We start from the raw sequence: 14529 nt of genomic DNA, 5'->3' as shown, positions 1-14529 counted from the left end.
TAGCAGGGTATACGATGATAGATCTAAAACTTCGAGAATCTAGAGATAGCCTCTCAACCAAAGAAAAACAAGTCGCCGAGTACATTATTGCTAATAAGAGAGACATTCAGAGCATGAGTATCCAATCTCTTGCGCAAGAAAATAAAGTCAGTACGACCACAATTTTACGCTTATGCCACAAACTGGGTTACCAAGGCTTTAGTGAATTAAAAATAGATTTAATTTCCTCTATTAATCACAAATCGTATGGCACCTTTCTTCAAGAAGATATCGATATTAATGATCCGATGGAAACGATTAACTACAAAGTTAGTCAAATTGAAAAATCATCCATTGAAGAAACCTGCGCACTCGTTAATTTAAATGTATTTGCGCAAGCCAATGAACTAATTCGTAAAGGTCAAAAAATTGTTATTTATGGTGCAGGGAGCAGCGGCTTAGTGGCAAAGGAATTTGAATATCAGCTAATCAAAATCAAAAAAGATGTTAACTGCCACCTTGATTACAGCATCCAATTTAGTATCGTTAATACGTTAAATGAAAATGACCTCGTTATTGTTATTTCACATTCGGGTGAAAATCATGAATGCATTAAGCTATTAACCCTAGCTCGAGAACTTAACGTCCCCACAATAGCTATCACCAAAATGGGACAAAGCTCTGTATCTTCGCTTGCTGAAATTATCTTACACACCACCTCAACTGAAAATATTTCTCGTATTATTCCTATACGCTCTAAAATTTCACAGTTAACCGTAATCAACATGCTAATAACTAATTTATTTGTTGGTCAATATGATGAGCGAATTTCCAAGCAGATAAGCACCAGAGCAGAACGTTTTTCTCGCCTAAATAGTAATAACTAACGATACCCTGCATTTATTAAAAATATTTCATTTCCCTTTTTCTTCACTGGCTGCTGTTGCAGCCTCGATCTTGCTCACAAAAATGATCCTTTTTCACGACTAAGACTATTTATTGTTATTTTTTGTGATATTGTTACTTTGAATTAAAAATAATATAGTAATTTTATTACTAATAAAAATAACGAAAAACAAATAGCGATAAAGGGGAAAAAAATGAGTTCTGAAATTCCTATCATATTGGCAAGCCATGGGCCTTTCGCTCAAGGGCTACTTGAATGTGCTGAAATGTTAATTGGTGAACAAGAAAATATTGCCGTCATATCCATCCAAAAAGAAAGCAATATTAACCAAGTTAGAGAACAATTTTTCGACACATACCAAAAAATAAATCAAGGAAACGGCGTTTTAATTTTAGTCGATTTATTGGGCGGTTCACCTTGTAATTTAGCCAGTGAATTAGTGTTAACACAAAATGATGTTGCCTTGTACTGCGGTATCAATGTGCCAACATTGCTCGAAATTTTAGGTAACCGCGATTTATCACTGAATGAACTTCATCAAATCATTATTGAAGTATTCCCTGATAGCTGCGTCAAAGTCGGGGAAAATCTAAAACCAACAGAACAATTCGACAGTGAATTATAGAGGATCATTTATGCCAATTAATGTAGCTCGAATAGACGATAGATTGATCCACGGCCAAGTTATTACCACTTGGGTTAAAAATTTTGACATTGAACAAATCATTATTGTGAATGACAAAGTCGCAGATGACAAAGTTCAACAGTCTGTACTCACCATGGCGGCACCACCGGATCTAAAAGTGGTGGTTTTTGCAGTTGATAAGTTTATCGATGTCCTGAAAAAAACCGAAATAAAACGACGCACTATGTTGCTATTTACCAATAGCGTCGATGTGAATAAGTTGGTTGAAAATGGCTTACAACTTCAAAAACTCAATGTGGGTGGCATGCGAATGCAAGAAGGACGCCGCAATTTATCTCGTGCAGTTGCTGTCACGCCCGAAGAAGAACAAGCATTCCAATCGATTATTAATCATAACATTGCAGTTGAAATTCAAATGGTTCCAAAAGATTCCATTGTTGAATTGAAAACATTGCTCAATTAATTCATTTGCTGAGGCTTATTTTTATCAATAAGCGAGGAGTTTATTATGTTAGTTGAAGCAATTCTAATCGCAATATGGGCTGGAATATGTTCTTTAGATGATGTCGGTCCGCAAATGTTAAGACGCCCACTGCTCACGGGAACCGTAGCTGGGATCATCATGGGTGACATGGTTCAAGGGCTGGCTATAAGTGCCACTTTAGAGTTGATGTGGATGGGGATTGGCAACGTCGGGGCATATTCTGCTCCTGATATTATTGCCGGCTCAATTATTGGTGTGGCGCTGGGTATTGCATCAAATGGCGGTATTGCCGCAGGGATTGCACTCGCCGTTCCGGTTTCTATACTTTGCCAGCAATTACTCATTATTTGGCGTTCATTTGCCAGTTTTTTAAATGTGTGGGCAAGTAAATCGATTCTAGATGGTAATTATAGTGGCCTAACTAAGGTTCATTATTTTTCAACACCACTGTGGTTTCTTATCCGTGCGATTCCTTGTTTTATTGCCGTTTATTTCGGTAGTGAACTCGTTAATAGCATTCTAAATGCTGTACCTGAAAGTATTCTCACAGGGATGGGGGTTGCTTCTAAATTAATTCCTGCGGTCGGTATTTGCATATTATTACTGATGTTACTAAAAGGCAGAATGTGGTTTTTCTTTTTGCTCGGTTTCATGCTTACCACTTATCTAAAACTACCGATTATTCCTATTACATTTATTGCTCTCGCATTTGCCGTCCTCTATGACATGGCATTTACCAATAGCACGCGTCAAACACCAGAAGAACAACCAGCTTCCAATAAAAATGAAGAAGAGGAATATGACCTATGAACGACGTCACCACTCCTGAAAATAAAAAACTCACCAAGAAAGAGTTAAACGGCATATTTTGGCGAATTCAAACAATGTCATTTTCATATAACTATGAAAAGCTGCAAACAATTGGCTTTGCGCATTGTATGGTGCCCGTGCTTGATAAACTTTACGAAAAAGCTGATCAAGAAACTCGAATTAAAGCCATGCAAAGACACTTTGAATTCTTTAATACGCAAATCAATGCGGGTGCATTAATTCTTGGTGTAACCGCAGCATTAGAAGAAAAAACAACTGAAGAAGAGAAAGATGCAGTTGTATCTGTTAAAGCTGGACTCATGGGGCCATTTGCAGGCCTCGGTGATAGTTTATTAAAATTCACCTGGTTACCGATATGCGGCAGTATTGGTGCTGCATTTGCACTGCAAGGCAATATTATTGGCCCAATATTAATGTTTATTTTATTCAATATCGTCAATATCGGCTCTAAATATTTCTTTATTCACTACGGTTATAACAAAGGTGTTGATTTAATCGAGCAATCGAAAAAATCTAATATCATTCAACGAATTACCAATATAGCTAACGTCGTGGGGGTCATGGTCCTCGGGTCTTTAATCGCCACAACAGTCAAGTTAACGACACCTCTGACAATTTCAGTTGGTGAGCAAACAATTAAAGTCCAAGAGATGTTTGACAAAGTTATTCCTAATTTACTCACTCTGTTGTTTGCCTTAGGAATATTTTTTCTTGTTCGCAAGTTGCAAGGTAAACATACCGTTGCGCTGATTATTGCCATGATGGTTCTTGGTGTTATCTGCTCAATGTTCGGCATTTTAGGATGAAAAAGGGAAATATATGGAAATCGTCGTAAATAGAATTAATGAGTCAACACTTGAACTGAAATTTGATGAAATACCTAAAGGTAAACTCGCCCTCTATTGGACGGATAAACCTAATACTGAAATTACCCCTAATAATTTCATTACTGATTGCATCGAAAATAACCTAACAGTGCAAGATCCATTAGCGGCTAAACAACGTGTTTATTTTATTCTACAACAAGATGAGTCTCGCACGCTTTTTGCTGAAAGAACGCTACCTGTTGATGGAATGAATAATTTTCGTGACTTTGGCGGCTATACCACCGAGGACAATAGACAGGTAAAATGGGGTGTTTTATACCGTTCAAATCATCTATTTAACCTTAGTGATAAAGCGATTAGCTACCTATCTCATTTAGGTATAAAAAGCATTATTGATTACCGCACGCAAAATGAAATTAATAAATCGCCCAATTGCCACATCGGCGAAAAAAATACATATCATCTGGATGCAACGGCACAAACCGCTGAATTAGCAGCACAATTTGCTGCCGCGCCGAGCAATGAAGATAAAGCCTTAATTGAAGGGATACTCAATAATATCCCAAAAGAATTAATCAATGGTGAAGGGCAGCAAATATTAGAGCAATACCGCCAATTTGTTGTCAGTGATAAATCTAAACTAGCCTTTCGCCATATGATAAACGTTTTACTTGAGCCCAATAATAGCCCAAGCCTTCAGCATTGCCGGGGAGGAAAAGATAGAACAGGTTACGGAGCGTTATTGGTTCTTGCTATGCTTGGTGTACCAAAAGCAACTATTATACAAGACTATATGTTAACCCATCATAATCGCTTGGCGCGTAATGAAATTAAGATGGCCGCTTATCGAAAAATCACACAAGACCAAAATGTTCTAGATTATTTACTTTCATTAATTGATACAAAAGAGATATTTATTATTGAAGTATTTAATGCAATGGAAGAGACATCTGGAACAGTAGAAAATTATATTAAAAATGAACTTAATTTTACTGAGGCTGATTTTAATAAGCTAAAAGAAATTTACTTGATATAATCTCATATAAATACATATTTTAAAAAATAGGTTTACTTCATAAGCCGATGAACTCCTATTATTTAAATAATAGAAATAGCCATATTTATTACTTTATATGGCTATTTATTTTTCTAATATAAAAAATCACATACATCCTAACTAACTCAAATAATAGAAAATACAAACTAAATAGTGAAAATTGGCTAGTTATACTCCAACAATCGTCACCCTAATAACAAGGTTTTCTATTTAATCTTTTAATCCAAAATTTACCCTAAACAATTCGGGTTGTCGGTAGGCGACAAGCGAGGATAGCTCGGGGAGCATACATCAGTATGTGACCCGAGTAGCCGAGAGCAGTCAACACCCCGACAGCGCGAAGTATGACGGGTAAAAAAGGGGAAGATTATTTTTGCCCGTAGTATGCGTCAACTCCATGCTTGCGCAAATAATGCTTATCGAGCAACTCTCGCTGCATGGCATCAACTTGTGGCACTAACTGGCGCGTATGCAAATTCATATACGCAATTTCTTCGAGAACTACGGCATTATGCACTGCGTTGTCTGGCGTTGTTCCCCATGCAAAAGGGCCATGACTATGAACTAAAACTGCTGGAACATCTTTTGCAGAAATACCTTTTTGCACAAAGGTTTCAATAATGACGTTACCTGTTTCTCTCTCATAGTCTGATGCGATTTCGTTTTCAGTCATTTTTCGAGTGCAGGGAATTTCACCATAAAAATAATCTGCGTGGGTGGTACCTAACGCACTCAATGGCAGGCCAGCTTGCGCCCAAATGGTGGCATGACGTGAGTGAGTATGCACTATCCCGCCGATTTCAGGAAAAGCTTGATACAGGGCCAGATGAGTATCGGTATCCGATGATGGACGATATTTTCCTTCTACGACATCACCCGTACTCAATGAAACCACCACCATATCTTCAGCTTTCATCGTTTCATACTCAACCCCTGACGGTTTAATCACCATCAAGCCGCTTTCTCTGTCCACACCGCTGACGTTACCCCATGTAAAGGTCACTAAGTTATGTTTTGGTAATGCAAGGTTTGCATCAAAGACTTGCTGTTTGAGTTTTTCGAGCATGCCAGCCCCCTAATTTTATAAATCACCTTAAGTATCAATAGAAAAGAACAATAACTTGTCTGTCTTTTGCTGATTGATAACCCATCTCTTAGTATTAAGGTAAACAGATTTAGACGATTTAAAAAGCATGCGTATTTACAAAAAATTAACAAACCCCCTTAACTCGGTCATATTCGGGCGTAAATGGTCATGAAAAGTCAATTTCAAGGTCTATTACAACGCCTGAATATGACCGATTTTTTTTTATGCTTAGATGAGATGGTCATATTAAAACGCCATTTAAGTGATTTTAATCACAAAACAAAATGTAACCAATGAATTAGCCATTATTTATTAGTGACTTCAATCACTATAAAAATCTTTCTTTTTTCTACGCGAGTATTACTTGAATCTAATCACGACAAAAAAAAAGTGGCTCTGGCAGAATAAATATCGTGGAAAGAATAGGAGCTGAAAATGTTACAAGCCGAACGCCATAAACTAATTTGTTCCCATGTATACCAAAATGGTTCGGCGTTAGTGCGTGAATTATCTCAATTATGTCTAGTTTCACAAGAAACGATCCGCCGCGATTTAACTGCGCTTGAACGTAAAAATAAAATTATTCGTAGCTTCGGTGGTGCAGTTGCCATTGACCAAGAAGAAACAACCGTCCTCAATGTTCTGCCCTCTTCGGTCAAACTCAGTCAAATGGTTGATGGTGCAGAGTCGTTTCGCAAAAGAACCGAAGAACACCCTGATGCAAAAATGAAAATATCTAAAGCTGCGCTTAAACTGATTCAACCCGGCGACTGCATTATGTTAGATAACAGCAGCACTTGTTGGTTTTTAGCACGACAAATACCAGATATTGATATTACAGTAGTGACTAATTCAGTGAAGATCATCCAAGCATTAGCTTGTCGTGACAGAGTTAGAGTTATTGGCATTGGAGGCGAATATTCAGAACGTCATGACGACTTTCACGGCCCAATTGCAGAAAGTATTATTCGTAGTTTTCAGATAAAAACGTTGTTTTTATCCTGCCAAGGATTCAACATTGAAAGTGGTATCCGTGATGGCAGCGAAATAAATTCAAAACTTAAAAACATCATGTTGCAAGTATCAGAAAATAAAGTCTTACTGGCCGATAATAGTAAATTAGATAAATATGCCTTTAGCCAAGTCTGTACTTTTGATGATATTGACGTATTAATCACAAATAAACTTAATAATGATAATTTTAAATCACAGTTCCCCAACTTAAATATCGTTGAGTGTGACAGATGATTTATATAAATAAACTTTAATAATAATTTAAGTCAGTAAAAATAATATTAATAAATCCTGTTGCTGTTTAAAACAGTGCAATGATATCGGCTATCTGCAATATCAACGTACGCTAATTATATCTATCCGATTATACACAACACCATGCTGATGAAATTTATCTCATTAATATTTCATCAACTTTAAGGAATACAACGATGAATATGAAAAAATTAGTCCTACCTTGTTTAATGAGTGCGGCACTGTTTTCAAATGTTGCCATGGCTGATACACAAAAAGCACAGAAGCCCTTTACCATGGGCGTTGTGGTCAAAGTGGGTGGTATTCCTTGGTTTAATGTTATGGAACAAGGTATTACCGAAGAAGGCAAAAAATTAGGTGTAAATGCTTTCCAAGTTGGACCAACCACCGCTGACCCTGCTGAACAAGTTCGTGCTATCGAAGACTTAATTGCCAAAAAAGTCGATGTCATTGGTGTGGTTCCTAATGATGCTAAAGTCCTTGAACCTGTTCTCAAACGCGCTAAAGATGCGGGTATCAAAGTTATTACTCACGAATCACCAAACCAACAAAATGCCGATTGGGATTTCGAATTACTCGATACCCAAAGTATGGGTGCTAACCATATGAAAGATATGGCTGCTTGCATGGGTGAGGAAGGTAAATACGCCATGTTTGTAGGCAGTTTAACTGTGCCATTAGTCAATGAATGGGCTGATGCTGCCATTGCCTACCAAAAGGCAAACTATCCAAAAATGCAAATGGTTGATGACCGCTTTGGTGTTGCCGAATCTGTAGATGATTCAATGCGTACCGCTAATGATCTGCTATCAAAACATAAAGACTTAAAAGGCATTATGTCATTTGGTTCCCAAGGTCCAATCGGTGCTGGTCGTGCTATCGATAAACGCCGTAAAAATGATACTACCTGTGTGTTCGGTACATTCACGCCAGGCCAAGGCATTAAATTACTCGAAAAAGGTGCCATTGACGGCGGCTATATTTCCAATCCGAAAGTGGCAGGACAAGTGTTTGTTCAAGTCGCCACCGCCATGATGAATGGTGAAGAAATCAAAGATGGCGTGTCTATCGGTGATATGGGGCAAATCAAAGTCAGCGGAAATACGATTCTGAGTGATAACCCTGTTGAATTGAATATCGAAAACACCAAAAAACTGGTTGATGTCGGACTGTAACCGCTACGACTCAATTAATACTTAAAATAAAAATAAACGCATAAAAATACATATTCAAAGTATGACATTTTTTAGTTCGAAATATGACAAGTTCTAGTTCTGAATATGAAAGATACGGGTTCTAAATATGAAAAATACGAGTTCTAAATAATTCGAACTGTAGTTAGGCGACAAATGAGTTACCCCCAAGGAGCATACACAAGTATGTGACTTGGGTTAACGAATGCAGTCAACAACACTACAGCTCGAAGTATGAAGAACTTTGTAGAGCTAGAAATATAACGAACTCGCCAACACCAGCTTAGGGAATGCAAGTATGACAACCACCTCCAAAGCCGACAAATCAGCCCCCCTAATCACTTTGCGCGACCTCTCCAAAAGTTTTGGTGGGCACCGTGCATTGCGCAATATCGATTTGACGCTCAATAAAGGTGAGGTGCACTGTTTAGCAGGCACCAATGGGTGCGGTAAAAGCACATTAATTAAAACCATCAGCGGTGTTTATGCACCGGATGATGGTAGCCAAATTGAAATTGATGGAAAAAGTTATAATCGGTTAACACCAGATAAAGCACGTGAACTGGGCGTCCAAGTGATCTACCAAGATCTATCACTTTTTCCTAACTTAACGGTTGCTGAAAATATTGCATTTGAGCTTAATCTCAAAGGCTATTTTGGTTGGTTCCGAAAAAAGCTGCTCCGTGAAAAAGCACTGCAAATTCTAAATGAACTCTCTTTTACCATTAATCCCGATACACCCGTGCAATTTCTGCCTATCGCACAGCGCCAACAAGTTGCTATTTGTCGTGCTCTCGTTGCTGATGCACGATTGGTTATCATGGATGAGCCCACAGCCTCATTAACTCGAACAGAAGTCAATCAACTATTATCAACCGTTAATTATCTAAAAGATAAAGGTATTACTGTCGTTTTTGTGAGCCATCGATTGGAAGAAGTAAAAGAAATATCTGATCGCATTACCGTTATTCGTGATGGGGAAAAAGTCGGAACTTGGCCTGCAGAAGGTTTAACTACCCGAAAAATCACTGAATTAATGACAGGATTAGACATTGTTCACGAACGTAAGCCACCCAATAATGCCGAAGACCGTCGCACAGTGCTTGAGTTAAAGAATCTAAGTCGTGCAGGACAATACAATAATATTTCATTGCAATTAAAACGCGGTGAAGTACTTGGCCTTTGTGGCTTACTAGGCGCCGGTCGTACTGAGCTCGCCTTGTCGCTGTTTGGTATTACTCGTCCTGATAGCGGTGAGTTATTTATTGAAGATAAACCTGTCACTTTAAAAAACAACACTCACGCGATTAAGCAGGGTATCGGTTATGTTTCAGAAGATAGGCTGACACTCGGCGCCATTTTACCCCAATCTATTGCTGACAATATGGTTCTGTCTATTTTAGATCGGTTAAAAACCCCTTTTCATTTAATTGATGAACAAAAATGCCAAGCAATTGTTCAAGAATGGATCGCCGACTTAGATATTAAAGTTACTGACCCTAATAATGCACTTTCGACATTATCAGGGGGTAATCAGCAAAAAGTAGTGTTAGCTAAATGGATCTTAACTCGCCCTAAAGTATTGATTTTAGACTCCCCAACGGTTGGCGTTGATATTGGTGCCAAAGACAGCATTTATAAGCTTATCCATCGTTTATCCGGTGTCGGTATTTCAATTTTATTAATTACAGATGAAGCCTCTGAAGCCTATTACAACTGTGACCGGATTTTACATATGAAACAAGGGTCTATCGTCAATGAAATTATGGTGGACTCCATGAATGAGCAACAATTAGAGGTAATCATCAATGGCTAATTGGAAAAAGCTTCGACCACAATCTGTCGAAGGTTGGTTAACCTGGGTCATTCTTATCATGGTGATTTTCTTTACAGTAATGAGCCCACAATTTCTGACCATTCAAAACTTACTCGATTTAAGTGAAAGCTATGCGGTAACGGGTATTTTTGCGCTCGGGCTTTTCGTTGTGTTAGTAACGGGCGGAATTGATATTTCGTTCGCAGCTGTCGCCTCTGTTGTGCAATATGCGATTGCCACTTGGCTGCTACAAGGTTTCATTGCCAGCCCGACATTAAGTATTACGCTTGCCATCTTGATTGGTATTACCTTTGGCTTAATTAATGCCATTTTAATTTATTCGCTAAATGTTGTTTCCATCATCATCACCATCAGTATGCAGTCATTACTATTCGGTATGTTGATGTGGCTGACCAACGGCCACAGTATTTATGACTTACCTGATTGGTGGGTCGATCCTGTGACTATCCTACCGTTTGAGGTCGATGGTGAATCCTATCAAATTGGGCTTCCGCTTGTAGTCATGCTAGGCATCGCATTTCTTACTTGGATCTTGATGAACAAAACCCATATTGGGCGCCAACTTTATGCCGTTGGTGGTAGCCAAGAGTCCGCATCCCGTATTGGTATCCGTGTTTCGGTTATCTACCTTTTTGCTTATGGTTACCTCGGTGCGATGGCGGCTATCGGCGGAATGCTACAAACCTACCGTATGAGTGAAGTGGTGCCAAGTGCATTGGTGGGGGGAGAACTTGATGTTCTCGCCGCAGCGGTACTGGGCGGTGCAAGTTTATCGGGCGGGCGTGGAACAGTCATCGGTACTTTGATGGGCGTTTTTCTTATCGGTATTTTGAAAAATGGCCTTAACTTGATTGGTGTCTCTAACTACTTCGTCAATATTGTTATCGGTATGGTTATTCTGATTGCCATCTGTATTACTCACTACAAAAAACGTAAAGAGACGGACGTAGGTTTTGTTTAACAGGAATATCACCATGAAAAAACAACCTCTTTTTAAAATTGATGGCGCGGTTATCGGACTGCTTTCAATCTTGTTACTGGCAGTCGCGGCTTTTAGTATTGCCATGCCGGGGCACTTTTTAACGCAAAACACATTTTTAAGTATCACATTCCAATTACCTGAGCTGGGTTTACTCACGTTCGCCATGTTTGTTCCAATGTTAAGCGGTGGATTGAATCTCGCCATTATCAGTACCGCTAACTTAACAGGTCTATTTATGGCTTGGGTCTTTATCAATTACTTACCCGTTGATGCAGGCACAGGCACCCAATTAATGTGGCTAGGCTTTGCTCTCATTGGTGCCACTGTGATTGCCGTAATTATTGGTTGCTTAACTGGGTTGATGATCTCTCATATTGGTGCTCACCCGATTTTAGTCACCCTCGGCACCATGACTATCATTAGCGGAATAGGTGTTTATCTCACAAAAGGGGCGGCTTTGAGTGGCATGCCACCTATCGTCAGAGCTATCGGTTCAGATACGTTATTCGGTATGCCAATCGCCATGATCATTTTTATCGTTACCGCGATAATTTTAGCGCTCTTTTTAGGCTGCACTCGCTTAGGTAAAAATATCTATATGAGTGGCAGTAATATCAATGCAACGTGGTTCAGTGGCATACGTACTGACCGAGTCATGATTGCCATCTATACCATTTCCAGTTTGCTGTGTGTCCTTGCCGGTTTGATCATGATGGCACGCTTTAACTCTGCTCGTATGGGTTACGGTGACTCCTATTTATTGCTGACTATTTTAGCAATCGTACTCGGTGGAACCAATCCTTTTGGCGGTGTAGGTAAAGTCAGTCGTGTTTTTTGCGCGCTACTTGTTTTGCAAGTCATCGCAACTGGCTTAAGCCTGTTAGGCGTTAGCTTACACTTCAATCTTGCGGTCTGGGGGATCACATTAATACTGGCGCTTGCCTTCAAATTTTTCAAAGAAAAATGGAGCGCAAAACGTGCGATGAATCGCAACCAGCGTCTAAATAAAGCATCACCACAAACTTAAATTTCACAGGGAAAACATCATGCGCAAACACCCAATGGGTATCTATGAAAAGGCCTTACCAAAAGAGAGTCGTTGGTCTGAAAAGTTAGCAATTGCTAAGGCGGCGGGTTTTGATTTTGTCGAAATGTCGATTGATGAAACTGACGAACGACTTGCAAGATTAGATTGGACTCAAGCACAACGTTTAGAATTGGTGGATGCAATCCAAAAATCCGGCGTTCGCATCCCAACCATGTGTTTGTCTGGCCATCGTCGTTTTCCCTTTGGTAGCCATGATGTTAATACCCGAAAAGCAGCCCATGAATTAATGGAAAAAGCCATAAAGTTGGCACAAGACTTAGGCATTCGCACCATTCAATTAGCCGGATACGATGTCTATTACGAGCAACAAGATGCCGAAACCATTCAACGTTTCGAAGATGCGATGCAATGGGTTGCTGAAATTGCTGCAGCCTCGCAGGTAATGTGCGCAGTCGAAATTATGGATACGCCATTTATGAACTCAATCACTAAATGGCAAGCCTTATCCGACAAAATACGTTCTCCATGGTTTAAAGTGTATCCCGATGTCGGTAACTTAACTGCATGGGGAAGTGATGTCGAAAATGAATTAGTCAACGGAATTGAACATATCGTCGCACTACATTTGAAAGATACCTATGCGGTGACTGAAACCTGCGAAGGTCAATTCCGTGACGTCCCTTTTGGTGAAGGATGTGTAGATTTTGTCAATTTATTCAAAATCTTAAAACGCTTAAATTACCGTGGTACTTTCTTAATTGAGATGTGGACAGAAAAAGCGGATGAGCCACTCATTGAAATCATCAAAGCGCGCCATTGGATAGAAGACAAAATGCAGCAAGCTGGCTGGTATAACGCCTAAAAAGGAGCATGTGATGAATACATTTTTTATGGGGGTCGATCTTGGTGGTACAGTAATTAAAGCTGGGATCTATACGCCTGAAGGACAAGAAATTATTGTTGCAGAGCATGCCTTTCCCACTGAAAGCCCAGAAGCGGGTTTTAGTGAGCGCAATATGGATGTTTTGTGGCAAGCCACTTGCGGTGTTATACAAGAAGCCATTAATAACAGCCAGTTGAATGTATCACAAATTTCAGGTGTCAGTTTCTCATCCCACGGCAAGGGATTATACTTACTCGATGAACAAGGCAGACCGGTCAGAAATGGGATTGTGTCTTCCGATTCTCGCGCCCAATCTATCGTCGACTCATGGCACAAAGACGGTACAGCAGAGAAAGCCTATCCTCTTAGCTTACAGCAATTATGGCCCTCTCACCCTGTTGCTCTGCTGCGTTGGCTCAAAGAACATGAGCCCGATAACTACCGAGACACTCGTCATATATTGATGGTTCATGACTATATTCGCTATCGATTAACCGACCAAATAGCCTGTGAAGAAACCAATATTTCCGGTAGCCAACTGTATAACCCAGCAAAATCGGCTTATGACCCGAAATTATGCCAACTTTTTGGCATTGATGAAGTGACCGATAAACTCGCGCCTGTCATTAATTCGGCCGAACAAGCGGGTAGTGTCACCAAGCAAGCGGCTAAAGAGAGTGGATTAACCGAAGGAACCCCCGTTTTCGGTGGTTTTTTTGATGTTGTTGCTGCTGCGCTCTCTTCAGGTGTGAGTCAAAAAGACAAATTAAGTGCGGTTGCGGGCACTTGGACTATCTCTACTCGCGTATTTGATGAAATCGTCCCATCCGATTACCCTTATGTTTGGAGTAAATATTGCATTCCAGGCACCTATTTTGTACATGAAGGCAGCCCAACATCCGCAAGTAACCTTGCGTGGTTTACCCGTCATTTCTTTAATCAACGTTTTCAAGATTATGATGTGTTAAATCAATGCGTAGCAGAGGGTGCCACTAGACAAAATGATATTCTATTTTTTCCTTGGCTCTATGGTTCAAATTATCACAGCAATTTACAAGGTGGATTACTCGGTTTAAGTTCTCATCATACAGATGCCGACATTATTTATGCTATTTATCAAGGTATTGTATTCTCCCACTTATTGCACCAAGACAGAATTGTTGGCCTTGATAACAGCACTCAATCCATTCGATTTACGGGTGGTCCAACCCAGTCCCCCCTATGGATGCAAATGTTTTGCGATGCCAGTAATCTCCCCTTGGATGTCGTCAATGTGCAGCAATCAGGTTGCCAAGCCGCCGCCTTATGTGCTGCGGTCGGCACCGGATATTACTCAGGTTTTGATGTCGCGATTGCCGCAAGCACACCTAAAATCACCACTTATCAACCTAATGCCATTGCACACCAGCAATTACGCAAGAAGTTTGCTCGCTTTAAAGCAGTCGCAGATGCATTAAGTCAGTAATGTTTATATTTGGGTCAACATGTTAAAAAGGCTG

14 protein-coding genes are annotated in these 14529 nt (G+C 39.8%); 13 read left to right on the top strand and 1 reads right to left on the bottom strand.

Going from position 1 to position 14529, the window contains the following annotated elements; genetic code table 11:
- Window positions 1–14 precede the first annotated feature (14 nt).
- From ACTH6U_RS04155 to ACTH6U_RS04130, 6 genes are all read left to right on the top strand, one after another.
- On the top strand, window positions 15–866 hold the full coding sequence (locus tag ACTH6U_RS04155; protein WP_294109688.1) for a MurR/RpiR family transcriptional regulator: 852 nt from the start codon (window positions 15–17) through the stop codon (window positions 864–866).
- 213 nt (window positions 867–1079) lie between these two features.
- Window positions 1080–1511: a PTS sugar transporter subunit IIA gene (locus ACTH6U_RS04150; protein WP_441831637.1), complete on the top strand. Its 432-nt coding sequence runs from the start codon at window positions 1080–1082 to the stop codon at window positions 1509–1511.
- Window positions 1512–1521: 10 nt separating this feature from the next.
- Window positions 1522–1995: a PTS system mannose/fructose/N-acetylgalactosamine-transporter subunit IIB gene (locus ACTH6U_RS04145; RefSeq protein ID WP_294109691.1), complete on the top strand. Its 474-nt coding sequence runs from the start codon at window positions 1522–1524 to the stop codon at window positions 1993–1995.
- Window positions 1996–2040: 45 nt separating this feature from the next.
- Window positions 2041–2826 carry a PTS mannose/fructose/sorbose/N-acetylgalactosamine transporter subunit IIC gene (locus ACTH6U_RS04140; RefSeq protein WP_336430983.1) on the top strand — a complete coding sequence of 262 codons (786 nt, stop codon included), beginning with the start codon at window positions 2041–2043 and terminating at the stop codon, window positions 2824–2826.
- Entirely contained in the window at window positions 2823–3653 is an 831-nt protein-coding gene (locus ACTH6U_RS04135; protein ID WP_336430984.1) for a PTS system mannose/fructose/sorbose family transporter subunit IID, read from the top strand. Before ACTH6U_RS04140 ends, ACTH6U_RS04135 begins: the two co-directional genes overlap by 4 nt.
- 13 nt (window positions 3654–3666) lie before the next feature.
- On the top strand, window positions 3667–4710 hold the full coding sequence (locus tag ACTH6U_RS04130) for a tyrosine-protein phosphatase (protein WP_441831636.1): 1044 nt from the start codon (window positions 3667–3669) through the stop codon (window positions 4708–4710).
- Window positions 4711–5098: 388 nt separating this feature from the next.
- Here the strand turns inward: ACTH6U_RS04130 and araD are convergent, their stop codons facing one another.
- Window positions 5099–5797: an L-ribulose-5-phosphate 4-epimerase gene (gene araD, locus ACTH6U_RS04125; RefSeq protein WP_441831635.1), complete on the bottom strand. Its 699-nt coding sequence runs from the start codon at window positions 5795–5797 to the stop codon at window positions 5099–5101.
- 456 nt (window positions 5798–6253) lie between these two features.
- Between araD and ACTH6U_RS04120 the strand changes: the two genes are divergently transcribed.
- The 7 genes from ACTH6U_RS04120 (at window position 6254) to ACTH6U_RS04090 (ending at window position 14495) form a co-directional block, all read left to right on the top strand.
- Window positions 6254–7066: a DeoR/GlpR family DNA-binding transcription regulator gene (locus tag ACTH6U_RS04120; RefSeq protein ID WP_336430985.1), complete on the top strand. Its 813-nt coding sequence runs from the start codon at window positions 6254–6256 to the stop codon at window positions 7064–7066.
- Between the two features lie 203 nt (window positions 7067–7269).
- A complete protein-coding gene (locus ACTH6U_RS04115; RefSeq protein WP_294109708.1) occupies window positions 7270–8262 on the top strand; it encodes a substrate-binding domain-containing protein in 993 nt (330 codons plus the stop codon).
- A 316-nt stretch (window positions 8263–8578) separates the two neighbouring features.
- The gene (locus ACTH6U_RS04110; protein ID WP_441831634.1) at window positions 8579–10096 is read left to right on the top strand and encodes a sugar ABC transporter ATP-binding protein; all 1518 of its coding nucleotides are present in this window, start codon (window positions 8579–8581) and stop codon (window positions 10094–10096) included.
- On the top strand, window positions 10089–11078 hold the full coding sequence (locus tag ACTH6U_RS04105; protein ID WP_294103918.1) for an ABC transporter permease: 990 nt from the start codon (window positions 10089–10091) through the stop codon (window positions 11076–11078). The genes ACTH6U_RS04110 and ACTH6U_RS04105 overlap by 8 nt, the downstream gene beginning before the upstream one ends.
- Before the next feature lie 13 nt (window positions 11079–11091).
- Window positions 11092–12126 carry an ABC transporter permease gene (locus ACTH6U_RS04100; protein WP_294103920.1) on the top strand — a complete coding sequence of 345 codons (1035 nt, stop codon included), beginning with the start codon at window positions 11092–11094 and terminating at the stop codon, window positions 12124–12126.
- Window positions 12127–12145: 19 nt separating this feature from the next.
- A complete protein-coding gene (locus ACTH6U_RS04095; RefSeq protein WP_434719793.1) occupies window positions 12146–13009 on the top strand; it encodes an L-ribulose-5-phosphate 3-epimerase in 864 nt (287 codons plus the stop codon).
- Between the two features lie 13 nt (window positions 13010–13022).
- The gene (locus ACTH6U_RS04090) at window positions 13023–14495 is read left to right on the top strand and encodes an FGGY-family carbohydrate kinase (RefSeq protein WP_441831633.1); all 1473 of its coding nucleotides are present in this window, start codon (window positions 13023–13025) and stop codon (window positions 14493–14495) included.
- Window positions 14496–14529 lie beyond the last annotated feature (34 nt).

Origin of the sequence: Providencia sp. (assembly GCF_052096715.1) — a bacterium.
Taxonomy (GTDB): Bacteria; Pseudomonadota; Gammaproteobacteria; order Enterobacterales; family Enterobacteriaceae; genus Providencia.
This window is presented reverse-complemented; position numbering and strand designations above follow the sequence as displayed.